The sequence below is a fragment of the Paraburkholderia tropica genome (genome assembly GCF_014171495.1).
GTDB lineage: Bacteria > Pseudomonadota > Gammaproteobacteria > Burkholderiales > Burkholderiaceae > Paraburkholderia > Paraburkholderia tropica.
The window spans coordinates 1,313,959-1,336,957 of sequence record NZ_CP049135.1 but is presented as its reverse complement, the minus strand read 5'-3'; the positions used below and the strand labels follow the sequence as shown (position 1 = coordinate 1,336,957).

25 protein-coding genes are annotated in these 22,999 nt (G+C 66.4%); 15 read left to right on the top strand and 10 right to left on the bottom strand.

The genetic code is table 11. From position 1 onward, the window contains the following. Positions 1 to 100 precede the first annotated feature (100 nt). Together G5S35_RS20775 and G5S35_RS20770 are read left to right on the top strand one after the other, a co-directional pair. Positions 101 to 646: a helix-turn-helix domain-containing protein gene (locus tag G5S35_RS20775; protein WP_065061638.1), complete on the top strand. Its 546-nt coding sequence runs from the start codon at positions 101 to 103 to the stop codon at positions 644 to 646. Then, positions 643 to 1,077, top strand: coding sequence for a VOC family protein (locus G5S35_RS20770; protein ID WP_183038938.1), 435 nt, complete (start codon positions 643 to 645; stop codon positions 1,075 to 1,077). Before G5S35_RS20775 ends, G5S35_RS20770 begins: the two co-directional genes overlap by 4 nt. Before the next feature lie 127 nt (positions 1,078 to 1,204). Here G5S35_RS20770 and hpnH read toward each other — a convergent pair whose 3' ends face one another. Then, positions 1,205 to 2,356, bottom strand: a complete 1,152-nt coding sequence (gene hpnH / locus G5S35_RS20765; protein WP_065061636.1) for an adenosyl-hopene transferase HpnH — start codon at positions 2,354 to 2,356, stop codon at positions 1,205 to 1,207. A 10-nt stretch (positions 2,357 to 2,366) separates the two neighbouring features. Then, positions 2,367 to 3,311, bottom strand: a complete 945-nt coding sequence (ispH, locus tag G5S35_RS20760; RefSeq protein WP_065061635.1) for a 4-hydroxy-3-methylbut-2-enyl diphosphate reductase — start codon at positions 3,309 to 3,311, stop codon at positions 2,367 to 2,369. Positions 3,312 to 3,813: 502 nt separating this feature from the next. Here ispH and hpnC point away from each other — a divergent pair. Continuing rightward, positions 3,814 to 4,683 (top strand): squalene synthase HpnC, encoded by an 870-nt coding sequence (gene hpnC, locus G5S35_RS20755; RefSeq protein ID WP_124260701.1) that lies wholly within the window; start codon positions 3,814 to 3,816, stop codon positions 4,681 to 4,683. Continuing rightward, entirely contained in the window at positions 4,680 to 5,858 is a 1,179-nt protein-coding gene (locus G5S35_RS20750) for a glycosyltransferase (RefSeq protein WP_065061634.1), read from the top strand. Before hpnC ends, G5S35_RS20750 begins: the two co-directional genes overlap by 4 nt. A gap of 112 nt (positions 5,859 to 5,970) precedes the next feature. Here G5S35_RS20750 and G5S35_RS20745 read toward each other — a convergent pair whose 3' ends face one another. Beyond that, a complete protein-coding gene (locus G5S35_RS20745) occupies positions 5,971 to 6,681 on the bottom strand; it encodes a hypothetical protein (protein ID WP_183038937.1) in 711 nt (236 codons plus the stop codon). Positions 6,682 to 6,847: 166 nt separating this feature from the next. After that, complete coding sequence (gene hpnA / locus G5S35_RS20740; RefSeq protein WP_065061633.1) at positions 6,848 to 7,870, bottom strand: hopanoid-associated sugar epimerase; 1,023 nt, start codon at positions 7,868 to 7,870, stop codon at positions 6,848 to 6,850. Positions 7,871 to 8,036: 166 nt separating this feature from the next. Between hpnA and G5S35_RS20735 the strand changes: the two genes are divergently transcribed. Further along, complete coding sequence (locus tag G5S35_RS20735; protein ID WP_065061632.1) at positions 8,037 to 8,333, top strand: acylphosphatase; 297 nt, start codon at positions 8,037 to 8,039, stop codon at positions 8,331 to 8,333. A gap of 75 nt (positions 8,334 to 8,408) precedes the next feature. Here the strand turns inward: G5S35_RS20735 and egtD are convergent, their stop codons facing one another. Continuing rightward, entirely contained in the window at positions 8,409 to 9,389 is a 981-nt protein-coding gene (egtD, locus tag G5S35_RS20730; protein WP_065061631.1) for an L-histidine N(alpha)-methyltransferase, read from the bottom strand. 378 nt (positions 9,390 to 9,767) lie between these two features. Here egtD and rarD point away from each other — a divergent pair, with 378 nt between their 5' ends. Continuing rightward, positions 9,768 to 10,664 (top strand): EamA family transporter RarD, encoded by an 897-nt coding sequence (gene rarD / locus G5S35_RS20725; RefSeq protein WP_183038936.1) that lies wholly within the window; start codon positions 9,768 to 9,770, stop codon positions 10,662 to 10,664. Between the two features lie 67 nt (positions 10,665 to 10,731). On the opposite strand, the gene G5S35_RS20720 is transcribed toward rarD, so the two are convergent. Further along, positions 10,732 to 11,280 carry an Mpo1 family 2-hydroxy fatty acid dioxygenase gene (locus G5S35_RS20720; RefSeq protein WP_183038935.1) on the bottom strand — a complete coding sequence of 183 codons (549 nt, stop codon included), beginning with the start codon at positions 11,278 to 11,280 and terminating at the stop codon, positions 10,732 to 10,734. A gap of 145 nt (positions 11,281 to 11,425) precedes the next feature. Between G5S35_RS20720 and G5S35_RS20715 the strand changes: the two genes are divergently transcribed. The 3 genes from G5S35_RS20715 (at position 11,426) to G5S35_RS20705 (ending at position 14,345) form a co-directional block, all read left to right on the top strand. Further along, a complete protein-coding gene (locus G5S35_RS20715; protein ID WP_183038934.1) occupies positions 11,426 to 12,163 on the top strand; it encodes a Crp/Fnr family transcriptional regulator in 738 nt (245 codons plus the stop codon). 187 nt (positions 12,164 to 12,350) lie between these two features. Continuing rightward, positions 12,351 to 12,992: an HAD family hydrolase gene (locus tag G5S35_RS20710; RefSeq protein WP_065061628.1), complete on the top strand. Its 642-nt coding sequence runs from the start codon at positions 12,351 to 12,353 to the stop codon at positions 12,990 to 12,992. A 114-nt stretch (positions 12,993 to 13,106) separates the two neighbouring features. Next, positions 13,107 to 14,345 carry a dienelactone hydrolase family protein gene (locus tag G5S35_RS20705; protein WP_183038933.1) on the top strand — a complete coding sequence of 413 codons (1,239 nt, stop codon included), beginning with the start codon at positions 13,107 to 13,109 and terminating at the stop codon, positions 14,343 to 14,345. An 80-nt stretch (positions 14,346 to 14,425) separates the two neighbouring features. Here G5S35_RS20705 and G5S35_RS20700 read toward each other — a convergent pair whose 3' ends face one another. Continuing rightward, positions 14,426 to 14,689, bottom strand: a complete 264-nt coding sequence (locus G5S35_RS20700) for a hypothetical protein (RefSeq protein WP_065061698.1) — start codon at positions 14,687 to 14,689, stop codon at positions 14,426 to 14,428. Between the two features lie 270 nt (positions 14,690 to 14,959). Between G5S35_RS20700 and G5S35_RS20695 the strand changes: the two genes are divergently transcribed. Together G5S35_RS20695 and G5S35_RS20690 are read left to right on the top strand one after the other, a co-directional pair. Then, entirely contained in the window at positions 14,960 to 15,853 is an 894-nt protein-coding gene (locus G5S35_RS20695) for a M23 family metallopeptidase (protein WP_183038932.1), read from the top strand. 46 nt (positions 15,854 to 15,899) lie between these two features. Then, positions 15,900 to 16,493, top strand: coding sequence for a BPSL1445 family SYLF domain-containing lipoprotein (locus G5S35_RS20690; protein ID WP_065061625.1), 594 nt, complete (start codon positions 15,900 to 15,902; stop codon positions 16,491 to 16,493). Between the two features lie 28 nt (positions 16,494 to 16,521). Here the strand turns inward: G5S35_RS20690 and G5S35_RS20685 are convergent, their stop codons facing one another. Both G5S35_RS20685 and G5S35_RS20680 read right to left on the bottom strand, forming a co-directional pair. Further along, positions 16,522 to 17,307: a DNA/RNA non-specific endonuclease gene (locus G5S35_RS20685; RefSeq protein ID WP_065061624.1), complete on the bottom strand. Its 786-nt coding sequence runs from the start codon at positions 17,305 to 17,307 to the stop codon at positions 16,522 to 16,524. 261 nt (positions 17,308 to 17,568) lie between these two features. After that, entirely contained in the window at positions 17,569 to 17,928 is a 360-nt protein-coding gene (locus G5S35_RS20680) for a DUF3564 domain-containing protein (protein WP_065061623.1), read from the bottom strand. 366 nt (positions 17,929 to 18,294) lie between these two features. Between G5S35_RS20680 and G5S35_RS20675 the strand changes: the two genes are divergently transcribed. The 3 genes from G5S35_RS20675 (at position 18,295) to G5S35_RS20665 (ending at position 20,894) form a co-directional block, all read left to right on the top strand. Then, entirely contained in the window at positions 18,295 to 18,717 is a 423-nt protein-coding gene (locus tag G5S35_RS20675; protein ID WP_065061697.1) for a rubrerythrin family protein, read from the top strand. Between the two features lie 208 nt (positions 18,718 to 18,925). Next, positions 18,926 to 20,275, top strand: coding sequence for a heterodisulfide reductase-related iron-sulfur binding cluster (locus G5S35_RS20670; RefSeq protein ID WP_183038931.1), 1,350 nt, complete (start codon positions 18,926 to 18,928; stop codon positions 20,273 to 20,275). A gap of 37 nt (positions 20,276 to 20,312) precedes the next feature. Then, positions 20,313 to 20,894, top strand: a complete 582-nt coding sequence (locus G5S35_RS20665; RefSeq protein WP_124260625.1) for a DUF3501 family protein — start codon at positions 20,313 to 20,315, stop codon at positions 20,892 to 20,894. A gap of 34 nt (positions 20,895 to 20,928) precedes the next feature. On the opposite strand, the gene G5S35_RS20660 is transcribed toward G5S35_RS20665, so the two are convergent. Next, the gene (locus G5S35_RS20660) at positions 20,929 to 21,390 is read right to left on the bottom strand and encodes a GNAT family N-acetyltransferase (protein WP_065061620.1); all 462 of its coding nucleotides are present in this window, start codon (positions 21,388 to 21,390) and stop codon (positions 20,929 to 20,931) included. Between the two features lie 104 nt (positions 21,391 to 21,494). On the opposite strand from G5S35_RS20660, the gene pdxR reads away from it, so the two are divergent. Further along, positions 21,495 to 22,985, top strand: a complete 1,491-nt coding sequence (gene pdxR, locus G5S35_RS20655) for a MocR-like pyridoxine biosynthesis transcription factor PdxR (RefSeq protein WP_183038930.1) — start codon at positions 21,495 to 21,497, stop codon at positions 22,983 to 22,985. Positions 22,986 to 22,999: the final 14 nt, after the last annotated feature.

The window sequence follows — 22,999 nt, the reverse complement described above, 5'->3', positions numbered from 1 at the left end:
CGAGGGCGAAAGCCTTCGCGCTTTTTTCATGGGCGGCGCAAAGCGGCCTACACTACGCGCATCTCGTCCGTTGGACGTGTCCCGAGGATCGCCGCCGATCATGTCCGCCCGCGAAGAGTTCGATGCCGCGCCATCGGCGACGCCCGCCGACGCGCTTGAAGATCCCGCGCTGTTGCGCCGCCTGTTGCGCGCCAAGGATCGCATGGACGCCGCCTCGCACGAAGCGTGGCCCGTCAGGCGGCTGGCGGCGGTGAGCGGCGTCTCCGAGGCGCATTTCGCGCGCTCGTTCAAGCGCGCGTTCGGCCTGCCGCCGCATCGCTACCTGCTCTCCCGGCGCATCGAGCAGGCCACCACGCTCCTGCGCGACACCGACCTCGCGATCACCGATATCGCCTTCGCCACGGGCTGGGAAAGCCTCGGCACCTTCGGGCGCATCTTTCGCGACATCACCGGGACGAGCCCGAGCGCCATGCGCGTGGCGGCGCGCGCGAGCGTGGCCGAACCGGGCAGCGTGCCCGCCTGCGTGCTGAAGGCCGCGCAGCGCCCCGATCTGACGATGGCAGTTTTGGAGAAGCGCCGCCGCGCGGCGAAGGCTACAGTGCGGCCATCAACCAGCACGCGGCCGAAGGCCAGGGAGACAGGATGAATCAGGGTAACGAACACGGCGCCCAGCAGGGCGTCAATGTGGTGGGCATCTACGTGGACGATCAGGACGCGGCGCTCGCGTTCTACGTCGACAAACTCGGCTTTCGCGTGCACACGGACGTGCGCAACGGCGCGTATCGCTGGCTCACGGTCCAGCATCCGGAACAGCCGTCGTTTCAGCTCGGCCTCTTCACGCCCGGTCCGCCCGTGCACGACGAAGCCACGGCGCAGACGCTGCGCGCGATGGTGGCCAAAGGCGCGATGCCGCCGCTCGTGCTCGCCGTGGCCGACTGCCGGGCGCTTTACACGCAATGGTCGGCGCGCGGCGTCGAGTTCACGCAGGAGCCGACCGAGCGTTACGGCAACATCGATGCGGGATTCCGCGACCCGGCGGGCAACGGCTGGAAGATGATCCAGTCGGCGAAAAACTGAAGGCGCGACGTTCGGCTTCGCCTTCGCCAAAAGAAAAAGGCGCAACGGTCTGCACCGTTGCGCCTTTTTCGATTCAGCCTCGCGCCTCGCGGTGCGATCACGCTGAACGTATCGCGATGGCGATGGCTTAGCCTGCCGCGACCGTCACCGGCTTCTTCGTCTTGGCCGAGTTCTTGATCTCGTCGAGCTTGATCTCGACGTGACGCGAGAACACGTATTCAGCCGGACGTTGCGTGTCCAGCGGGATGTCCTTCACGAACGCGCCTTCGGTCTTCGGGCCGCTCAACGCGACCTTCAGCGCCTTCAGCGGATGCGCGACCGTGTCCATCACCGCGGTCGCTTCGAAGCCGCAGTGGACCATGCAGTCCGCGCACTTCTCGTACTTGCCCGTACCGTACTTGTCCCACTCGGTCGTTTCCATCAGTTCCTTGAAGGTCTTCACATAACCTTCGCCGACCAGATAGCACGGCTTTTGCCAGCCGAACACCGTGCGCGCCGGGTTGCCCCACGGCGTGCATTCGTAGGTCTGGTTGCCGGCCAGGAAGTCGAGGAACAGGCTCGACTGGCTGAACGACCACTTCTTGCCGTTGTTGCCGCGCTTGAAAATTTCGCGGAACAGGTTCTTGGTCTTGTCGCGGTTCAGGAAGTGCTGCTGGTCCGGCGCGCGCTCATACGCGTAGCCCGGCGACACCGTGATGCCGTCGACGCCGATGGCGTGAGCCGTGTCGAAGAACTTCGCCACGCGGTCCGGCTGCGCGTCGTTGAACAGCGTGCAGTTGATGTTCACGCGGAAGCCGCGGCGCTTGGCTTCCTTGATGGCCGCGACGGCCTTGTCGTAGACGCCTTCCTGCGAGACCGAATGGTCGTGCGCTTCACGGTCGCCGTCGAGGTGAACCGACCAGACGAAGTACGGGCTCGGCTCGTAGTCGTCCATCTTCTTTTCCATGAGCAGCGCGTTCGTGCACAGGTACACGAACTTCTTGCGCGCCATGATGCCCTTGACGATCTGGGGCATTTCCTTGTGCAGCAGCGGCTCGCCGCCTGCGATCGACACGACCGGCGCACCGCATTCGTCCACGGCGCCGAGGCACTCTTCCAGCGACAGACGCTGGTTCAGGATGGGATCCGGATAGTCGATCTTGCCGCAGCCGTTACAGGCCAGGTTGCAGCGGAACAGCGGCTCGAGCATCAGCGCGAGCGGATAGCGTTTGTTGCCGCCGAAATGTTGGCGGAAAATGTAGGCGCCAACGCGGACTTTTTGTAGCAGCGGAATAGACAAGACGTCCTCCTTAAACTTCGCGCGCGACGAGCGGTTGCAGCAGCTTCGACGGCAGCTTGAATTCGACTTTTTCCTCACGGCCCGCCATCGTCGACACCTCGACAGGCCCCAACGCGCGCAGCGCGTCGATCACGTTTTCCACCATTTCTTCGGGCGCCGACGCACCGGCCGTGATACCGACCGTATGTGCGCCTTCGAACCACTCGGCTTTCACTTCCGAGCCGTCCGCGACGAGGTAGCTCGGCAGACCCGACTCGCTGCCGATTTCGCGCAGACGATTCGAGTTCGAGCTGTTGGTCGCGCCCACGACGAGCAGCACATCGACCTGCGAAGACAGATCGCGCACGGCGGCCTGACGGTTCTGCGTGGCGTAGCAGATGTCACGCGTGTCCGGACCGACGATGTCGGAGAACCGCTTGAGCAGCGCGTCGATGATGCCGCGCGTGTCGTCCACCGACAGCGTGGTTTGCGTCACGTACGCGAGCGGCGCGTCGAGCGGCAGTTCGAGCTTCGCGACATCGGCTTCGCTTTGCACCAGCAGCACGGTGCCGGGAATCTGGCCGATCGTGCCTTCCACTTCCGGGTGACCGGCGTGGCCGATCAGGATCAGCGTGCGGCCGGCGGCCACGTACTGACGGCCTTGCACGTGGACCTTGGTGACGAGCGGACAGGTTGCGTCCAGCACGTCGAGGTCACGTTCTTCGGCGGCGCGTTCGACCGTCTTGGCAACGCCGTGGGCGCTGAAAATGGCGACTGCGCCCTCGGGCACTTCGTCGAGCTCTTCCACGAAACGCGCGCCCTTGTTGCGCAGGTTCTCGACCACGTGCCGGTTGTGGACGATTTCATGGCGCACGTAGACGGGCGCGCCGTGCTTCTGCAGTGCGCGATCGACAATTTCGATCGCACGGACAACCCCCGCACAAAAGCCGCGGGGTTGGGCAAGGATCACTCGCATAAGGTGGCGAACTCCGACTGCCGCGGTTACCGAAAGGGACGTGTCAGCCCCGCTCGCCGCGACCATCATTATTAATAAGAAGCTAGTAAATGCTTGATCCGCCAGGGGATGGCGGAAAAACCAGACGCGCATTTTAACCCCATCGCCTTGTGTTTGCTGGTTGGCGAACGAGAAGGTGCTGCGCGCACGCGACGATAATCGATTAGGGCCCCATTTTGGCCTCTTTTCTCGCGGCTGTTTTGGCCCGTGACGATGCGATGTCAGCGAAGTGTCAGGTGCGTGGCGGCACCGTGACAAGGCCCGGCTGGCGGGCTTCAGCGGCTTTTAGTAAGGAAAATGAAGGGCTTGGAGGCGGCTGGCCGGCCGCTGCGCCGACGCGCGGCCGGTTTGTCCGACGGCCGACCGTGGCGCGGTGCAACATGACGCCGGAACCCTTAAACTATCGCTCCCCGCCGTCCGCGCGTAATCGCGATGCCGGGCGGGACCGACCCCAATGGACGCCATGGAACCCGACCACTACGACGAATTTCCGGTAGCGAAGCTGTTGCTGCCGAAGGCGCTGCGCGCGCCTGTCGGCGTGATCTACCATGTCGCGCGCGCGCTCGACGACATCGCCGACGAAGGCGACTGGCTTCCGGAGGAGCGCCATTCGCGGCTCGCCGACTTCCGCGACGGGCTCGACGCCGTCGCCGAAGGCCGCCCGGCGCCCGTGCATCCGATGCTGTTCGCGCGGCTTGCCGACGTGGTGCGCCGCTGCCGTCTGCCGCTGCAGCCGTTCTACGATCTCGTGTCGGCGTTCGATCAGGACATCGACACCACGCGTTACGCCGACCGCCTCACGCTGCTCGACTTCTGCCACCGCTCGGCGAATCCGGTCGGGCACCTGATGCTGCAACTGATCGACGAGGCCTCGCCCGCGAATCTCGCCGACTCCGATTCGATTTGCACGGCGTTGCAACTCATCACGTTCTTGCAGGACGTGCCCGCCGACTGGCAGCGCGGCCGCGTGTACCTGCCGCAAGCCGAGCGCGAGCGTTTCAACGTCACCGAGGCGCAGATCGCCGCGGGCGTCGTGGACGACGCGTGGCGCGCGCTGATGCGCCATGAGGTGAACGAAGCGCGCGCGCTGATGCTCAGCGGCGCGCCGCTCGCGCTGCGCGTGCCGGGGCGCTTCGGGCTGGAACTGTGCAGCGTGGTGCACGGCGGCCTGCGCGTGCTCGAACTCATCGAGCGCGCCGATTACGATATTTTCCGCGTGCGGCCCGCGCTGCGCGCATCCGACTGGGCCGTGGTGCTGATGCGCACGGCGGCCATGTGGCTGTCGCGCCGGGTTGGCGTGCGCGCGCCTTCGATCGAGAGTAATAACGCATGATGACAACGATTCTCTTTGCCGTGTCCTGCCTGTCGCTGGTGATCTGGCTCGTGCTGCTGTTCGGGCGCGGCGGCTTCTGGCGCTCGCGTCCGGCCGAGCCGCTGCCGGTCGTCGAGCCCGCGGCGGGCTGGCCGTCGGCGTGCGCCGTGGTGCCCGCGCGCAACGAAGCCGACGCGATCGGCGAAGCCGTCGCCTCGCTGCTCCAGCAAAACTATGGCGGCGACTTCCACGTGATCGTGATCGACGATCACAGCACCGACGGCACCGCCGAAGCCGCGCGCGCCGCCGCGCTCGCGCTGCACTGCCCGGAAAAGCTCACCGTCATCACCGCGAAGCCGCTGCCTGCGGGCTGGTCGGGGAAGGTCTGGGCGCAGTCGCAGGGCATCGAAGCCGTGCGCACGCTCGGTCTGGACGCCGACTACCTGCTGCTCACCGACGCCGACATCGGCCATCCGCCCGACGCGCTCGCGCAACTCGTGGTGCGCGCGCAGGCCGAGAAGCGCGACCTGGTTTCGCTGATGGTGCGTCTGCGCTGCGACTCGTTCTGGGAAAAGGCGCTGATTCCCGCCTTCGTGTTTTTCTTCGCCAAGCTCTATCCGTTCGCGTGGGTCAACAATCCGCGCAACAAGACGGCGGCGGCGGCGGGCGGCTGCATGCTGGTGCGCCGCACGGCGCTGGAGGAAGCGGGCGGCATCGAGTCGATCCGCGCCGAACTCATCGACGATTGCAGCCTCGCGGCGCGCATCAAGCATCGCGGCGAGGGGCATCATCCGATTCGTCTGGACGTGGCGGCGAAGAGCGTGTCGCTGCGCCCGTACGATTCGTGGAAGGACATCTGGAACATGATCGCGCGCACCGCGTTCACGCAGCTGCATTACTCGGCGTGGCAGCTCGCGGGCACGCTGCTGGGCATGGCGGTGATCTATCTCGCGCCGCCGGTGGTCGCGCTCGCGCTGGGCGCGCAGGGCTGGCCCGCGTGGCTCGCCTGGGCGCTGATGTGCTGCGCCTACGCGCCGATGCTTGCCTACTATCGCCGCTCGCCGCTGTGGGCGCCGTTCCTGCCGCTCGTCGCGCTGTTCTACGTGGGCGCGACCTTCGCTTCGGCGTGGCGCTTCTGGCGCGGCAAGGGCGGCCAGTGGAAGGCGCGCGTGCAGGCGCCGGTGCAAGGGCGCTGAGATTCGCCGGCGCGCGTGCCTTGAGCCGCGCGCCAGTAAAAAAGCCGCCGCGTTTTCACGCGGCGGCTTTTTTTATGCCGATGCGGTTCGCGCTTCGGCGATGCGGCGCGGCTTAGCGCTGCGTCAGCATCATGTACATCTGCACGACCATGTCGGGCGAGAACGTGAACGGCACCCAGCCGTGGCCGTTATGGCGCAGCACCAGCAGACGGTCGCCGTTCGACTGCTTCTGCACGGCCATCGTCGGATTCTTCGTCGAGGCGAAGCGCCAGCCGGGCGGAATGCCGGGCGGCGGCTCGGGCTGCATCGAGGCGCGAGCGTTCGCGAGTTCCTCGATCAACTGGCCGACCTGTATCGGATGCAGCGACACGGTCTGACCGCCGATCGTCATCGTGATCTCGTTCTGCGACGGGCGGCCGACTTCGAGCAACGGGGCGGCGGCTGCGGTTTCCGAGGCTTCCGAGGTTTCCACGGCTTCGGCTTGCGCGTTCGCGGAGTCGGCAGCGTCAGCGACCTCAACGGCTGCGGTTTCAGCTTCAGCGGATTCGGCGGCTTGCGGTTCAGCCTGCGGCGCTTCTACCGTCTCCGCGCGCGCGGACGGCTGCTCCGGCGTATCGACGGACGCGACAGACCCGGCGTCTTCGAACGGCGAAGGCGGCACTTCGAGCTTCGGCGGGGCTTCGAACACGGGCGTGTCGGTCGGCGCGAGCGCCGGGCCGGCGGCCGGGGTATCGACGATATGCAGCGCGGGCGCGGTGCGGACGGCCTGGATGAGCTGATCGACGCCCACTTCGAGCGCGCCGATCTGGTCTTGAAGATTCATGCGAGGCTTCTCTGGTAAGACCCGCGATTTTACCCATAGCGCACGCGCATTGCCCGTTCGCCGTTGTAAGCATGACGCAACAAAAGTTGTAACAAAGTGCGCGGATGGCCGCCAGAAGCCCGCAGATCGGGCGTTTGGGTCGAACCGGACGGGGGCCGGGCGTCGCTTATTTCGCGTTCAGATAACCGGCTTCGCGGAACCACGCGAGCGCGTCCTTGAGGCCTTCGCGATACGGCCGCGCCTGATAGCCCAGCTCGCGCTCCGCCTTCGCCGACGTGAAATACATCTTGTTTTTCGACATCTTCAGCGCATCGACGGTCACGAACGGCTCGCGCTTCGTGATGCGCGCCACGGCTTCCGCGCCCATCGCGAGCGGATAGAGCGGCCAGCGCGGCAGCGCGATCGTCGGCGGCTTGCGGCCCACCATGCCGGCGATGTCGGCGAGCATCTGTTGCAGCGGCAGGTTCTCGCCGCCGAGGATGTAGCGCTCGCCGATCCGGCCGCGCTCCAGCGCGAGAAAGTGACCGTTCGCGACGTCGTCGACGTGCACGAGATTCAGGCCCGTGTCGACGAATGCGGGCATCTTGCCCGTCGCCGCCTCGACGATGATGCGGCCCGTGGGCGTCGGCTTCACGTCGCGCGGACCGATCGGCGTCGACGGATTGACGATCACGGCGGGCAGGCCGTCCTGCTCGATCATGCGTTCGACCGCGCGCTCGGCGATCACCTTGCTGCGCTTGTACACGCCGATCGCCTGATCGGCCTTCAGCGGCGAGGTTTCGTCGGCGGAATTGCCGGAACTCGTGACCTTGAGCGTGGCCACGCTGCTCGTGTAGACGATGCGCTCGACGCCCGCCGCGAGCGCGGCGCGCATGGTGGCTTCGGCGCCTTCGAGATTGGCGCGCTCGATTTCGAGCGGATCCGGTGCCCAGAGGCGATAGTCGGCGGCGACGTGGAACAGGTAGCGCACGCCGTCGAGCGCGCGGCGCATCGAGGCTTCGTCGCGCATGTCGCCGGTGACGATCTCGACGTCGAGCGATTCGAGGTTCTTGCGCGGACTCGTCGCGCGCACCAGCAGGCGCACGGCGAAGCCTTTTTCCAGCGCGATGCGGGCGACGGCCGAGCCGACGAAGCCGGACGCGCCGGTGATCAGCACGAGGTCCTTGTTAGCGCGGGAAGTGTCGGTCATTCTGGATTTCGCTTTCGGGTTCGATGAGCGGCGCGCCGTGATGCAGGCCGCCGCAGTGGCACGGATTGTACGTGGCGCGGCGGCGGCGCGTGCGCGCGCAGGTTCAAGGCAATCGCGTCTACAATGCCGACCGTAAGTTGCAAGCACGGCTAGAGGAGATCGAACGATGAGCGAACCGGATCTGGATGCGCGCCTGGAAACGTATTACGTGCGCGTGCGCGGAACGGTGCAGGGCGTGGGTTTTCGTCACGCGACGGTGCGTCAGGCGCACGCGCTGCGTATTCGCGGCTACGTCGCCAATCTTGAGGACGGCTCGGTCGAGGCCGTGATTCAGGGCACGGCGAATCAGGTGGACCGCATGCTGTCGTGGCTGCGTCACGGGCCGCCCGCCGCGCGCGTGAGTGCCGTGGAAAGCGAGGAGCGCCGCACCGAGAAGCGTTACGAGCGCTTCGAACAGCACTGAGATCCGGCGATGAAAAAACGGGGCGCTTGTGAAAGCGCCCCGTTTTTATTCCGGCTCGGGAAAACGACGCGCGGGTCAGCGCACCGCGAGCAGGCTTTCCGCGAAGCCCCACTCCTTCTCGACCCACTGATGCGCGCAGTCGAAGCCCGCATCGGCGGCGATCGCGGGGATTTCGTCGGCGTGATACTTGTGGCTGCTTTCGGTCCAGATGGTCTCGCCCGGCTCCAGTTCGATGCTCAGACGCGCCGCGCCCACGTGCGCCTCGACGTGACGCTTCGCGCGCAGGTGCATTTCCACGCTGCGCACGTCGGGATTGAAGCGCGCGACGTGCTCGAAGTCGTGCAGGTCGAAGTCGCCGTCGAGTTCGCGATTGATGCGCGAGAGCAGGTTCAGGTTGAACGCGGCCGTCGCGCCGATCGAGTCGTCGTAGGCGGCGATCAGCGTATCGACGGGCTTCACGAGGTCGGTGCCGAGCAGCAGCGTATCGCCGGGACGCAGCATCGCGCGGATGTCGCGCAGAAAACGCGTCGCCGCGAGGCGCGCGAAATTGCCGATGGTGCTGCCGAGAAACAGCACGAACAGGCGCTCGCCGTCCTTGCGCTGGCGGCTGACTTCGGCGAGACCGGCCAGATAGTCGCGCTCGTAGCCGACGATCGAAATGCGCTCGATGTCGGCCAGTTCGCGGCGGCACAGTTGCAGCGCGGTGCGCGAAATTTCGATCGGACAATACGCGGTGGGACGCTTGCGGCACAGCGCTTCGAGAATGCGGCGCGTCTTGCGGCCGCTGCCGCTGCCGAGTTCGGCGACCTTGACGTCGGCGGGCAGCGCGTCGACGATCTCGTTGGCGTAGCGCGTGAGCAGGCGCTCCTCGGCGCGCGTGACGCCGTATTCGGGCAAGACCGTGATGACCTCGAACAGCGCCGAACCGACTTCGTCATACAGATACATCGACGGCAATTCCTTCTGCGGCGCGTGCGTGAGACCCGCGCGGACGTCGGCGGCGAAGGTGGAAGGCGGGCCTGGCTGCGGCGTGGGGCGGGACGCAGGAAGTGACATGCGGGCTCCAGTTGCGTTGGACGGCGGGTGGCGGGGGCGCGGCGACGGCGTGGCCTCGATGCGCGGCGGCCGGTGGGCGGTTCCGAAGCGAGACTTACGTTCTAGTCCATCATCGCGTGCAATTCACGGACTAAATTGGCGGTTTCGCTGCCTCGGCAGAGTCAGCATCGGCCGTGCCCGCCGTTACGGCGCGGCTGGCGGGAGACTAGAATGCCGGCTGGCCGACCGGCGCGAGCGCCGCATCCGGCCGCTGCTAAATCAATACAACATTCAAATGACTACGCTTTTTCCGGCGTCCGCCGCGTCGCACCGACGCGCCGCCGCCCTCGCCTCGCCGGCCGCCGTGCTTGCCGATTCCGCTTTTTCGCGCCGCTCGACATGTCGATAAGCTACGAACCCGGGCGCGGCATCACGCTTTCCGTGACCGCTTCGGCGCTGTTCGCGCTGATGTCGGCGTACACCTTGCTGCTCGCGCCGCTCGGCGGCCTCGACATCTTCGCGTGGCGCGTGATCTGGACCGTGCCGGGCGCGCTCGCGCTGGTGGTGCTGCGCAAGCGTCTGCCGCACATGCGCGACCTGCTTGCGCGCGCGATCCGCGATCCGCGCATCGCGCTGATGCTGGTGGCGGGCGCGGCCCTGCTCGGCGTGCAGTTATGGGTGTTTCTGTGGGCGCCGCTGCATGGCCGCATGCTCGAAGTGTCGCTCGGCTATTTCATGCTGCCGCTGGTGATGGTGCTGGTCGGACGCTATTACTATCACGAGCGCCTTGAGCCGCTGCAATGGATCGCGGTGGCCTGCGCAGCCGTGGGCGTGGCGCACGAACTCTGGGCGACGCACGCGTTTTCGTGGCCGACGCTGATCACGGCGCTCGGTTATCCGCCGTATTTCGTGCTGCGCCGCAAGATCCACGCGGATTCGCTGGCGATGTTCGCCATCGAGATGGTGTTGCTGCTGCCCGTGGCCTTCATCGAAGTGCATGCGGGCGGCTCGCTCGCGCTGCTCGGCCAGCATGCGCTGCTCGCGTGGGTGCTGCTGCCGGGGCTGGGCGTGATCAGCACGGTCGCGCTCGCGACCTTTCTGAAGTCGAGCCGGCTGCTGCCGATGGCGCTGTTCGGCATCCTCGGTTATGTGGAGCCGGTGCTGCTCGTGGTGGTGTCGGTGACGCTGCTCGGCGAGCATCTGGGCGCGCGTCAGCTCGCGACTTATGTGCCGATCTGGCTGGCGGTCGCGTTGACGGCGCTGCACGGCGCGCGTCTCGTGCACGTGTCACGCTGATTGGGTGAAGAAGCGGTGAAGAAGCGGTGAAGAAGCGGCGCGCGCTGACCAGGCTCATTGCGGGCGGTCACTGCGCGTGCTGCGCGCGCGGCGGATTGATACGCGTCGGGCCCACTTTCGCTTCGATCGCCTCGCGCAACGCGGGGCGCCAGCCGAGCGCGAACAGCGCCTCCGCGAGCACGAACAGCGGCCCGACGATCAGGCCGATCACATCGTCGACGAAGGCGGGCTTGCGATGCTCCCACGCCACGTGGCCGACGAACTGAAAGATCCAGCCCACCACGAACAGCCCGACGCCTGCCGCGAGCCACACGGCCGTGGATTCGCGCGCGAGCCACGCGCCCACGCCGAGACAGAACGCCGAAAACACGGCCATCATCGCGCCGAGCGGCACGTCGAGCACGAGGTAATAGAGCGTCGCGCCGCCGAACAGCAGCCACGCGGGCGAGAGCGGCACGACGGCGAGCGGCCACGCGGCGACGGCGAACGCCGGGCGCGAGAGCAGCACGGCGAGCGCCAGCACGATCATCGGAATGCCGACGAAATGCGTGGCGATATTGCGGGCGTCGCGATGATAGCCGGCGTATTGGGTGAGCTGCTCAGTCAGGTTTCTCATGGATGCCCCTCTGTCTCCAAAATCATTATGATCGTCGGGCGCGCGGCCCCGAACCTTCGGCTAGCCGACAATTGCCGCGCTTTTTACCGCGCGTGTTACCGCTGCACCGCGCCATGATCCCGTGCGCCGGCACCGACCCGATCCGATGACTTCGACCCGTCCCGCCTCGCCCGCTTCCTCAGCTAACGTCGTTTACGCCGACGATGCCGCCGCCGTGAGCGTCGCGCTCGAACGCAGCGCCTGGTTCGCTGCCGCGCCCGCGCCGCTGCGTTCAGCGTTGCGGGCGGCGGGCCGCGTGCGCGTGCTGCGCGCGGGCGAGCGCCTGTTCCTGCGCGGCGACGCCGCCGACGGCCTCTATTGCGTGCTCGACGGCGCGATGCGCGTCGGCGCGGCCAGCGTGACCGGACGCGAGGCGCTGCTCTCCGTGGTCGGCCCGGCGCACTGGTTCGGCGAGATCGCGCTGTTCGATGCGGGCGTGCGCACGCACGATGCCTACGCCGAACGCGACTCGACGCTCTTTCATGTGCCGAGCGCGCCGCTCGCCGCGCTGCTCGCGGCTACGCCCGCCTACTGGCACGCCTTCGGCTTGCTGCTCGCGCAGAAGCTGCGCTTCGCTTTCGACGCCATCGAGGAAAGCGCGCTGCTGCCCGCCGCCGCGCGCGTCGCGCGCCGCCTGCTGGTGCTGGCGGCCGATGACGGCGGCACGCAGTCGGCGCGGCGCGTGGTGAACGTGCCGCAGGAAGACCTCGCGCTGATGCTCGCGCTCTCGCGCCAGACCGTGAACCAGATCCTGCGCCAGTTCGAACGCGACGGACTCGTGCAACTGCGCTACGGTGAAATTGAGATCGTCGATGCGGTGCGGCTGGAGCAGCAGGCACACTGATCGCCGCGTGCGTCCGTAGAATCAATATTGATCGACAAGATCAACATTGACGAAAGCATGCGGCCAGAACATCCGCGCCATTGCAGCGCCGCGCCGTTTGCATCGACAATGACGCGGCTTTCGTTGCTTTCGACCGGCAAGCCCGGCCTATCGACCTCGCGGATTTCCGCGCTCCCCCTTGAGCTTCATGACCGACCGCGTCGTTGCCGCCTTCGATTTCGACGGCACCATCACCACGTCCGATAGTTTCCGCGCCTTCATGCTCGACGCCGCCGGGCCCGCGCGCTTCGCCCTCGCCGCGCTGCGCTGCCTGCCGTGGCTCGCGGGCATCGCGCCCGGCTGGTCCGACCGTGGCCGCACCAAGGCGCGCTTTCTGCGCGCCGCGCTCGGCAACGTGCGGCGCGAGACGCTCGAAGCCGCCGCGCAACGTTTCGTCGAGACGCGCCTGCCCGATCTGCTGCGCCCCGAGATGCTCGCGCGCATCCGCGAACATCAGGCGCTCGGCCACGAAGTCGTGCTCGTGAGCGCGTCGCCGTCGATCTATCTGCGCAAGTGGGCGCCGGGCGTCGGCATCGACACCGTGCTGGCGAGCGAACTGGCCTGGCGCGAGGGCGTCTACACTGGACAGCTCGCGGGCAAGAACTGCTGGGGCCCGGAGAAAGTCGCGCGGCTGCGCGGCTGGTGGGGCGAGCACGCGCCCGCCACGCTGTATGCCTACGGCGACAGCCGCGGCGACCGCGAAATGGCCGAACTCGCGAACTACGCCTGGATACGCGGCGAGGCGCCGCTGCCCGCGCTCGCGCCGCAAGGCGGCTTCGCGCCGGCCTGAGCGCCGCAGGTCAATTCCCGCGTGACGCGCACGTCGGCACATAAACGAACGCACAATCGAACGCACAAGCGAACCCACAATCGAACGCAAAAACGAACACAAGGAGACGCACCCATGAACGGACAATGGACTCAGGTGACTTCGCGCGACGGCGGCACGTTCCGCGCCTGGACGACGCTGCCGCCCGAAGGCAGCGGGCCGGGCCTCGTGCTGCTGCAGGAGATCTTCGGCGTGAACGCATCGATGCGCGCGCTGGCCGAGCGTTATGCCGAGGAAGGCTACGTGGTGATGGTGCCTGACCTGTTCTGGCGTCTGGAGCCGGACGTCGATCTGGGTTACGAGGGCGCCGACATGGCGAAAGCGCTCGATCTCTACGACCGCTTCGACGTCGATCTCGCCATCGACGACATCGCGCAGACGCTCGCGGCGCTGCGCGCGCATCCCTCGCAGCGCGGCAAGGTGGGCGCGGTCGGCTGGTGTCTGGGCGGGCGGCTCGCGTATCTCGCGGCGGCGCGCACCGACATCGATTGCGCGATCGGCTACTACGCCGTGGGCCTTGAGAACGTGCTGAACGAAGCCGATGCGATCCGCTGTCCGCTGATGCTGCACTTCCCCGCCGAAGATAAATGGTGCGACGCCGCGGCGCGCGAGCGCATCGCGCAGGCGCTGGCGGGCAAGCCGGGCGTCGAGCTGTACACGTATCCGGGTTGCGATCATGCGTTCGCATCGGCGGCGCGTCCGCAATACGACAGGCCCGCCGCGATGATGGCCTACTCGCGCACGCTCGCGATGCTGCGCCGCGTGCTCGGTCCGATCTACGATTTCAATGCGCTCTGGGAAGAGCACTGCTATCACGAGTTCGTCACGCGCAATCCGCACGACGTGATGCCGACGATGGTCGCGCAGCCCTACGTCAACCACATTCCGACGATGACGGGCGGCGTGGGCCACGACGAACTCAAGCGCTTCTACACGCACCATTTCGTGCATTCGAATCCCGCCGACACGCGCCTGATTCCGATCTCGCGCACCATCGGCTCGGACCGCGTGGTGGATGAGTTCATCTTCTGCTGCACGCACGACCGCGAGATCGACTGGCTGCTGCCGGGCCTCGCGCCCACCGGCAAGTATTTCGAAGTGCCGATGCTGGCCGTGATCTGCTTTCGCGGCGCGAAGCTCTATAACGAGCACATCTATTGGGATCAGGCTTCGGTGCTCGCGCAGATCGGCGCCATCGATCCGACCGGGCTGCCGATCGCGGGCATCGCGAGCGCGAAGAAATTGCTCGATGAAACGCTGCCGTCGAACACGCTCATGCCCGCGTGGCAAACGAGCGAAGGCAAGCCGTTCTGACGCGCGCGGCGCGCGCGTTCACGATCCGCGACCGACGTTCAGCGCTCAACGCTCAACGATCAACGCTCAACGCTCAACGCTCAACGAAACGGATTGTCGACGACGCCGGGCTTCGCGTCCGGCTCGTCCTTCACCTGTGCGGGCAGATGCGGGTCGGTCTGCAGTGCGGCGACCACGCTGTCGAGCGCGGCCTTGAGCGCGAGCGCGGCGGCGAGGCCGCGCTTGTCGCGCGTCAGTTCGAGCGTGCCGGCCAGCGTCACGCGCGTGGTGCCGTTCGTGACGGTGAGGGCGTCGCCCTGCACGTTGAGCACGTCGTCGTCGTTTGCGTATGCGTCGAACCCCATCGAAATCTCCTTGAGCGTAAAGCGCGGGCCCGCATTATAAGAAGCCGCCCGCGACGCGATCAAACCGCTGTGCAACGGCATCAATCCATTGCGCGATTTGTGCGCGAAAGCGTTAATTGATTGTCAAATATTGCGTGATGCCCGGTCATGACGTTGATTAACGTCAGAATTCTCGCGCGAATCCGCAGCACTTTCCAGTAAAGCGAAGATCATGACGCACCTGCGCCGCGCGGCGCGGACGAATCGTGCAGCTTGAACAGGGAGAGCGTCATGGGAATTCTAGACAAGGCGAGCGACATCGCCGGTGTGGCGGTGGCCGCCGGCATGGTCTCGCTGCTCGCCGCCTGCACGTTCACGCCGTGGCAGTCGCTCTCGCGCGAAGGCGACGATGACGCCACTGCGGCGGCCGAAAGGCACGAAACCGGCGCCGCCGTAGCGTCGCCGGTCGCCATGCCGCTCGTGACGACCTCCGCGACACCGACGGCCGCCACATCCGCAGCCGCGCCTGCGGGCTTCTATCGCGTCAAGGCGGGCGACACGCTGTATCACATCGCGGCGACCCAGAAGCAGCGCGCCACCGATATCGCCGCGTGGAACAAGCTGCCCGCGTCGGGCCAGGTGCAGACGGGGCAACTGCTGCGGGTGACGCCGCCTGCCGCCGCATCGGCTGTCGCCGAGGCGAAGTCTGCGGCTTCCACGACCACACCGGCTTCCGCTTCCACAGCCGCAGCCGCTTCTTCAGCCTCAAGCAGCGCGACGAAATCCACCTCCGCCGCGACGACCACCGCACGCGCCGGCAGCCGCCTTGTCTGGCCGATGAACGGCACCGTCACTCCGACGACGATCGGCAAGTCGAAGGCCATCGCCATCGCGGGCGAGCCGGGGCAACCGGTCAAGGCTGCCGCCGCCGGGCGCGTGGTCTACGCGGGCAGCGGCATGAAGGCCTACGGCAAGCTCGTGATCGTCAAGCACGACGCGCATCTCATTACCGCTTACGGGCGCAACGGCAAAGTGCTCGTCAAGGAAGGCGACGCCGTGAAGCAGGGCCAGACGCTCGCCACCAGCGCCGCCGATGGCGCGAACAAGGGCGGCGTGCTTTTCGAAGTGCGCGAGGACGGCAAGGCGGTCGATCCGCAAACCCGTTTGCCGCGCGTCACGCCCTGACACACGGCGATCGATTCGCCATCCCGCCGCACAGATTGGACACCTCATGGACAGAAGGCAATTTCTCGCGAGCGGCGCAGCAACCGCCGCCGCGTTGACCACGCTCGCGCTGGGCGCGTGCACGACCCCGTCCGCTTCGCCGGGCGACATCGCTGCGGACAACATCCGCGCGCGCCGCGCAATCGACGCCGATGTCGACGCCGCGCTCGCCAGGCTCTATCGCACCGTGAAAGGCTCGCGCGAATTGATCGACAAGGCGAGCGGCGTGCTCGTGTTCCCCGACGTGGTGGGCGCGAGCTTCGGCGTGGGCGGCCAGTACGGGCGCGGCGCATTGCGCGTGAGCGCACGCACGATCGGCTATTTCAGCACGACCTCGGGCTCGTTCGGCGTGCAGATCGGCGCTCAGTCACGCACGATTGTCTACGCGTTCATGACCCGCGGCGCGCTCGATCGCTTCAAGCGCAGCAGCGGCTGGGCCGCGGGCGCGGACGCGACCGTCGCGCTCGTCAAGATGGGCGCGAACGGCACGCTCGATACCACCACGGCCGTCAATCCCATCGAGGCCTTCGTGCTGACCAATGCGGGATTGATGGCCGGCGTGTCGCTCGAAGGGTCGAAGGTGTCGCGGCTGGATCTGTGATCCGCCCGCGCTTCGTCCCTTCACGTCCTCACCATCCCCACTTCTTCACGGCGAACGCGCGCCCGTTGAACGTCACCTTCGACTGCGCGGCGACGTTCGCCGGAATGCCCGGAAACGCGATGCCGCTTTGCGTTTCCAGATCGCGCACCGAACGCACGTCGTAACGATCGACGGTCGTGTTGTCGGCGACGATCGCGAACGCGAGCTGCTGCGACGGCACGTACACCACCTTGAAGATCTGCGTGGGCACCAGCACGCGCGACGCGCCGATCGTCTGCAACTGCGCGCCCGTGAACAGCGGCCCGGTCACGACGTAGGCGTCGCCATATTTCGATGCGAGCTTGCGCACGGCCGTTTCGATATGCGACCACAGCCGCTGATTGTTCTCGCGGTTCTGCGGCACGATGTTCGCGAGCGAGAACGATTCGGCCATCGCCTGCGGATTCCAGCGATTGCCCGCCGGGCTCATGTGACCGCGGTCGAAGCCGCTGCGCTTGTAGTCGGCGAGTGTCGCGCCTTCGCCGGCCGGCAGGCGGTCGTCTTCGAAGAAGCGATTGGTGCGCGTCATCTCCTTCGCGTCTTCGAGGTGATCGCGCGTGAGGTGTTCCGCCGACCAGAGCGGGCCGTGCGTGACGCCCGAATGCAGCACCACGAAATCGGAATAACAGAGCATGCGCGTCTTCGGCGCCATGCGCGGATTGGTGAGCTTGGGGAACTGGCCGTCGGGGACGAAATCGGTGCAGGCGGGCGCGGCGAACGCATGGCTCGAGAAACTCGACACGGCCATGACGAGACAGGCAAACAGCTTCTTCATCGGCGGGAATACGGGAAGACGGGAGACGATCGGATCACGCGGGGCGACGTGAAACGCGAAGCGCAAATTCAAACGCCAGCGACGCTTCGGGCGTGCCCTGCGCACTATGCATAAAGGGCCCGAAAGTATAGCGGCCGCGTTCGCGAGCGGCCATATGGGCAGACAGCGCGCACAAAGTAAAACGGCGCCGCTGGAAGCGGCGCCGCAAGGCATGTAGCAAAGACGCTAAAGGGAACGACCGCGCCGCGCGGCGCGAAGGGATCAGCCTGCGAACAGCGCGTTTTCGGCGTGGATCGCCTGGCGATCCACCGCTTGCAGGCGCCACTGGCCTTCCATCTGCGCGTGCGAGGTTTCGCAGGCCCAGGTGGCGTCGCCGTGCGCCGAGCTGATTTCCTGGCGGCGGTTCACATGCAGGCCGCGCAGGGTGCAAAGCGGTTCGTTCTCGCGCGGCGCGCAGAGCGCCGTCACGCCGTTCGCATCGCGTATCTCGCCCCAGGCGGGAAGCTCGATGCCGTCGTGCGACTCGCGCGACCAGCGTTGCTGGTCGGTATCGAGCCAGAGCACGGCGTAGTCGTGGTTGACGGTCGGATCGGGACCGTTAATCAGGATCGTCAGTCGCATGTGATCTCCGCAAAGACGCGCCATCGGCGCGGAAACTGTCGTGACACTCGTTGAGACTCGGGGGCAGACATTCAGCATAGGATGTGTACGCGCTTGTGCAAGGCGATTCTTCACATAGTGGGACGTCAAATCGTCGCGCCTGTGCAGTGTCCGGATTGGGCCGGGCGTCGCTGCCGGTGGCGCGCCGTCGCGCGGCGATTTGCGTTCCGGCTATCGGCGAGATTGAAATTCGCAATTGGGACTGCAAAGGGCATTTCCTAGATTGATAGAGCGGCGTCGTCCGCATTCATGTCTGCTGCACCGCACGAAGATGCGCAGCGCCGCGTCCCCATAGTTCCCACAATCAGACGATGGATGGAGGCACAGATGGCACAGCTCAAAGGCTCGAAGACCGAGCAAAATCTCAAGGACGCGTTCGCCGGCGAATCCCAGGCGAACCGGCGTTACCTCTATTTCGCGGCGAAAGCCGACGTGGAAGGCCAGAACGACGTCGCCGCGCTGTTTCGCTCGACGGCCGAAGGCGAAACCGGCCACGCGCACGGCCACCTCGAATATCTGGAAACCGTCGGCGATCCGGCCACGGGCCTGCCGTTCGGCAGTTCGCGGCTGAATCTCCAGGCGGCGATCGCGGGCGAAACGCACGAATACACCGACATGTATCCGGGCATGGCCAAGGCCGCGCGCGACGAGGGCTTCGACGAAATCGCCAACTGGTTCGAGACGCTCGCCAAGGCGGAGCGCAGCCACGCGAATCGTTATACGAAAGCGCTGGAATCGCTGGCCGATTAGGGTTGGCCGATTGGATTTGGCCGTTTAGGTTTGGCCGATTAGCGCCGGCCAGGTAATTCCGGCCGATCCGGTCCCGACGATTCACGGCGCGACCCGCGCGCCCACGCAGGCGCTTTGCCGCCGCCACGCGCACGCGGCCGGCGCCGCGTCGCGTGCGTTCGTGCGCGCGCGCCGTATCGACATAGAAAAACGAAAACAAGGAGACGTCATGCCCCACAAGGAAGGCAGTCTCGAAGCCCCGACGCGGCATCCGCTCGACTGGCGCGCCGACGCGTTCTACGACCGCGCCCAGCTCGACGACGAACTGGCGCGCGTCTTCGACATCTGCGCAGGCTGCCGCCGCTGCGTGTCGTTGTGCGGCGCGTTTCCGGCGCTGTTCGATCTCGTCGACGAAACCGATAGCGGCGAGGCGCACGACGTCGACAAGGCCGCGTTCCCGAAGGTCGTCGACCAGTGCTATCTGTGCGATCTCTGCTACATGACGAAGTGTCCCTATGTGCCGCCGCATCCGTGGAACGTCGATTTTCCGCATCTGATGCTGCGCGCGAAGGCGATCGACTATCGCAACGGCGAGGTGATGCTGCGCGACCGCGTGCTCTCGAACACCGACGCGCTCGGTCATCTCGCGGGCATTCCGGTCGTCACGCAGACCGTGAATGCGGTGAACGGCACGAAGCCGATGCGCGCGGCGCTGGAGGACACGCTCGGCGTGGATCGGCATGCGTGGCTGCCGTCGTTCGCCACGCGCAAGTTTCGCGGTGCGGCGCGCAAGGCGTCGGCGAGCGAGGTGCGCGACGGCGAGCGCACGCCGGGCAAGGTCGCGATCTACGCGACCTGCTACGTGAATTTCAACGAGCCGGGCATCGGCCACGATCTGCTCGCGGTGCTCGATCACAACGCGATTCCCTACGTGCTCGTGAAAAGCGAATCGTGTTGCGGCATGCCGCTGCTCGAACAGGGCAATCTGGCCGGTGTGGCGAAGAAGCACGACGTCAACACGCCGATCCTCGCGCAGTACGCGCGCGACGGTTACGCGTTATTGGGCGCGGTGCCGAGCTGCGTGCTGATGTACAAGCACGAACTGCCGCTCATGTTCCCCGACGACGCCGACACGCGCGCCGTGAGCGACGCGTTCTGGGATCCGTTCGAATACTTCGTGGCGCGCAATCGCGACGGCCTGCTCAGAACCGATTTTCGCGCGCCGCTCGGCACGGTGGCGTATCACGTGCCGTGTCACGCGCGCGTGCAGAACATCGGCCGCAAGACCGCCGATCTGCTGTCGCTTGTGCCGGACACGAAGGTCAACGTGGTCGAGCGCTGTTCGGGCCACGCGGGCACCTTCGGCGTGAAGAAGGAATTCCATGCGATGGCGATGAAGATCGGCACGCCGGTATTCAGGCAGATGGCGCAGGGCGAGCCGGATTTCATTGCCTCCGATTGCGCGCTCGCGGGCCATCACATCGCGCAGGGGATCGAAGAGATGCAGTTGCGCGACGCGCAGGGCGGACCGCCGCTCGCGCATCCGCTGACGCTGCTGCGCCGCGCGTACGGCATTTGATCAGGATAACGATGCAATCAAGCCACGAGAGATTCCGATGACCATCGCCAGAGATTCGCTGCTCACGCTGGAAGCGTATGCGAAACAGCGCATCGAGATGCGCAGCCGCATCATCGAGCACAAGAAGCGCCGCGCCGTGGCGCTCGGCAATCACCTCACGTTTCTGTTCGAGGACGACGCGACGATCCGCTATCAGATTCAGGAAATGCTGCATATCGAGCGTATTTTCGACGAGGCGGGCATTCAGGGCGAACTCGACGCCTACGCGCCGCTCGTGCCGGACGGCAGCAACTTCAAGGCCACGCTGCAAATCGAATACGAGAACGAAACCGAGCGCCGCGCGGCGCTGGCGCGGTTGATCGGCATCGAGGACCGCGTGTTCGTGCAGGTAGCGGGCGAAGCGCCCGTGTTCGCCATCGCCGATGAAGACCTCGAACGCGACAACGAAGAGAAAACCTCGGCCGTGCATTTCGTGCGCTTCGAACTGACGCCGGCGATGAAAACGCGCCTGCGAGAAGGCGCGGCGCTCACAATCGGCTGCGATCATCCGAACTATCGCGTGCCGGTGCAGACCATCGAAGGCGCGGTGCGCGAGTCGCTGCTCGGCGATCTCGACTGAGCGCGGCGCATGATGCTTCGCGCCGCGCCGCGCGTCAAACGTCTTTGCGATACATGACGAAGCCGGGCTTCACCGCGACGTCGTCGTAAAGGCGCATGGCGGTGTGATTCGTCTCGTGCGTATGCCAGTAGACGCGCGACGAGTTCGCGGCCTTCGCATGCGCGTACACCGCTTCGATCAGCGCGCGTCCTACGCCCTGGCCGCGCACGTCCGCCGCCGTGAACAGATCCTGCAAATAGCAGATCGGACCGTCGAGCGTGGTGCTGCGGTGATAGATGAAATGCACGAGACCGACCACGCGCTCGCCCTTGAGCGCGATGAACGCGTGCATGGGTTCGTAGCCGTCGAAGAAGCGCGTCCACGTGGTACGCGTGATCGACTCGGGCAGCGCCGTCGGGCCCGAACGCTCGTAGAAGTGGTTATAGCCGTCCCACAGCGGACGCCATGCCGCGTAGTCGTCGGGCGTCACGGGGCGCACATGAATCGCTTCGCTCAATCTCGTTCTCCTGGTGGTGTCGTGTGCGAGGGGAAGTGTCAGCGTAAGCGATCTGTGGCACCATTGTTAGTCCCACGAAACTGACAAATGATGGAGCCACGCAATTGGACTACGCGCTGATGATGGCGGCCTACGAGCGCAAGGCGCGCACCAGCGTGCAGCGCCGGCTCACACAGCAGGATCTGCTGTACGAGAGCCTGCGCCGCGCGATTCTCGACGGCGATATCGTGCGCGGCACGCGTCTCGCGTCGAGCCGCGCGCTGGCCGAGGAGATGAGCATCGCGCGCAATTCGGTGCTCTACGCGTACGAGCGTTTGCTGGAGGAGGGTTTCATCACGGCGACGCGGCACGGCTCCGTGGTGAACGACGTGAAGTCGGTGGCCGCGCACACATCGGGGCGCGCGGCAGTCGCGGCGGAATCGGCGGAGAATGCGCCTCGCACGCTGTCGCGCCGCGTGCGGCAATTGCCGCCGCGCCACGCGTATCGCGCGGGCGTGACGGCGCTGCGTCCGGGCGTGCCCGCGCTCGACGCGTTTCCGCTCGCGCAATGGCGCAGCACGCTCGAACGCGCGCAGCGCGAGTTGAGCCCGGAAGATCTCAGCTATGGCGCGAGCGCGGGCATTCCGGCGCTGCGCCAGGCCATCGCGCAATACGTGCGCGTGTCGCGCGGCGTGCGTTGTCAGCCCGATCAGGTATTCATCACCGAAGGCACGCAGGAAAGCCTCGATCTCTGCGCGCGTTTTTTCGCGGATGCGGGCGAGCGCGTGTGGATCGAGAATCCCGGTTATCTGGGCGCGCGCGTCGCGATGCAGGCGGCCAGTCTCGAACTCGTGCCGATTCCCGTGGACGCGGCGGGCATGGCCGCGCGCGAGGAGCACTGGCGCGAGGCGCCGCCGCGCCTGATCTATCTGACGCCGTCGCATCAATATCCGCTCGGCTGCGTGCTGAGCCTCGAGCGGCGGCTCGCGCTGATCGAGCGCGCGCGGGCGTGCGGCGCGTGGATCATCGAAGACGACTACGACAGCGAGCTGCGCCACGACGGCCCGCCGCTGCCCTCGATCCAGGGCCTCGCCGACGACACGCCCGTGATCTATCTCGGCACCTTCAGCAAGACGCTGTTTCCGGCGCTGCGCATGGGCTTCATGATCGTGCCGCGCCAGGTGGTGGAGCAGGTGGACATGGCGCATCGCACGCTGGTGCGCCAGGGCCGCGTGGCCGACCAGCGCGCGCTCGCCGATTTCATCGAGAGCGGCCGTTACGCGCGCCATCTGCGGCGCATGCGCAAGCTGTATCTCGCGCGCCGCGACGGCCTCGTCGCCGCCATCGACAAGCATCTCGGCGGACTCATGACGGTCTCGGCGGACGCGGGCGGCATGCATCTGAGCGTGCGTCTCGATGCGCCGCTCGACGATGTGGCCGTGAGCGAAGCCGCGCGCGAGCATGGACTCGCGCTGTCGCCGCTGAGCGCGTATCGGCTCGAAGCGCCCGATACCGTGCCCTATAACGGCTTTTTGCTCGGTTACGCGGAAGCCACGCCGGAGGATTCGGATGCGCTGATGGCCACGCTCGCGCGCGTGGTGCGCGCAATGCTGTGAGCCGCGAGGCGGGA

Bases quoted from the DNA above. Each gene is read 5' to 3' on its own strand.
- G5S35_RS20775 (WP_065061638.1), top strand. From the start codon at position 101: ATGTCCGCCCGCGAAGAGTTCGATGCCGCGCCATCGGCGACGCCCGCC.
- G5S35_RS20770 (WP_183038938.1), top strand. From the start codon at position 643: ATGAATCAGGGTAACGAACACGGCGCCCAGCAGGGCGTCAATGTGGTG.
- ispH (WP_065061635.1), bottom strand. From the start codon at position 3,311: ATGCGAGTGATCCTTGCCCAACCCCGCGGCTTTTGTGCGGGGGTTGTC.
- hpnC (WP_124260701.1), top strand. From the start codon at position 3,814: ATGGAACCCGACCACTACGACGAATTTCCGGTAGCGAAGCTGTTGCTG.
- G5S35_RS20750 (WP_065061634.1), top strand. From the start codon at position 4,680: ATGATGACAACGATTCTCTTTGCCGTGTCCTGCCTGTCGCTGGTGATC.
- G5S35_RS20745 (WP_183038937.1), bottom strand. From the start codon at position 6,681: ATGAATCTTCAAGACCAGATCGGCGCGCTCGAAGTGGGCGTCGATCAG.
- hpnA (WP_065061633.1), bottom strand. From the start codon at position 7,870: ATGACCGACACTTCCCGCGCTAACAAGGACCTCGTGCTGATCACCGGC.
- G5S35_RS20735 (WP_065061632.1), top strand. From the start codon at position 8,037: ATGAGCGAACCGGATCTGGATGCGCGCCTGGAAACGTATTACGTGCGC.
- egtD (WP_065061631.1), bottom strand. From the start codon at position 9,389: ATGTCACTTCCTGCGTCCCGCCCCACGCCGCAGCCAGGCCCGCCTTCC.
- rarD (WP_183038936.1), top strand. From the start codon at position 9,768: ATGTCGATAAGCTACGAACCCGGGCGCGGCATCACGCTTTCCGTGACC.
- G5S35_RS20720 (WP_183038935.1), bottom strand. From the start codon at position 11,280: ATGAGAAACCTGACTGAGCAGCTCACCCAATACGCCGGCTATCATCGC.
- G5S35_RS20715 (WP_183038934.1), top strand. From the start codon at position 11,426: ATGACTTCGACCCGTCCCGCCTCGCCCGCTTCCTCAGCTAACGTCGTT.
- G5S35_RS20710 (WP_065061628.1), top strand. From the start codon at position 12,351: ATGACCGACCGCGTCGTTGCCGCCTTCGATTTCGACGGCACCATCACC.
- G5S35_RS20705 (WP_183038933.1), top strand. From the start codon at position 13,107: ATGAACGGACAATGGACTCAGGTGACTTCGCGCGACGGCGGCACGTTC.
- G5S35_RS20700 (WP_065061698.1), bottom strand. From the start codon at position 14,689: ATGGGGTTCGACGCATACGCAAACGACGACGACGTGCTCAACGTGCAG.
- G5S35_RS20695 (WP_183038932.1), top strand. From the start codon at position 14,960: ATGGGAATTCTAGACAAGGCGAGCGACATCGCCGGTGTGGCGGTGGCC.
- G5S35_RS20690 (WP_065061625.1), top strand. From the start codon at position 15,900: ATGGACAGAAGGCAATTTCTCGCGAGCGGCGCAGCAACCGCCGCCGCG.
- G5S35_RS20685 (WP_065061624.1), bottom strand. From the start codon at position 17,307: ATGAAGAAGCTGTTTGCCTGTCTCGTCATGGCCGTGTCGAGTTTCTCG.
- G5S35_RS20680 (WP_065061623.1), bottom strand. From the start codon at position 17,928: ATGCGACTGACGATCCTGATTAACGGTCCCGATCCGACCGTCAACCAC.
- G5S35_RS20675 (WP_065061697.1), top strand. From the start codon at position 18,295: ATGGCACAGCTCAAAGGCTCGAAGACCGAGCAAAATCTCAAGGACGCG.
- G5S35_RS20670 (WP_183038931.1), top strand. From the start codon at position 18,926: ATGCCCCACAAGGAAGGCAGTCTCGAAGCCCCGACGCGGCATCCGCTC.
- G5S35_RS20665 (WP_124260625.1), top strand. From the start codon at position 20,313: ATGACCATCGCCAGAGATTCGCTGCTCACGCTGGAAGCGTATGCGAAA.